This is a genomic window from Staphylococcus pasteuri (genome assembly GCF_030547725.1).
GTDB lineage: Bacteria > Bacillota > Bacilli > Staphylococcales > Staphylococcaceae > Staphylococcus > Staphylococcus pasteuri.
On the sequence record NZ_JAUOQO010001010.1, the window covers coordinates 1 to 234 of the forward strand.

Sequence of the window (234 nt, forward strand, 5' to 3'; positions counted from 1 at the left end):
GGATTTCCTTTCGCCGAGGCTATATGTTGTTCAATGGCTTGTTGATTTTCAAACTCAGCCACATAGTCTGCCCGATTAAACAGTAGTGAAGCGAGTTCAAATGCTTCACTTTCGTTTAACGGAGAGACATCAAAATACAGTACGTCATTACTTAGCGCATCCAATTGCGCATTAAACTCTGTGCCGCCTTCTGCAAACAACAGCAGCGACATATCGTGATGATAAAGTTGATTG

General features: G+C 42.3%; 1 protein-coding gene. It reads right to left on the bottom strand.

Going from position 1 to position 234, the window contains the following annotated elements:
* Positions 1-234: hypothetical protein (locus Q4528_RS16215; RefSeq protein ID WP_303522799.1), on the bottom strand; the 234-nt coding region annotated here is incomplete at both ends.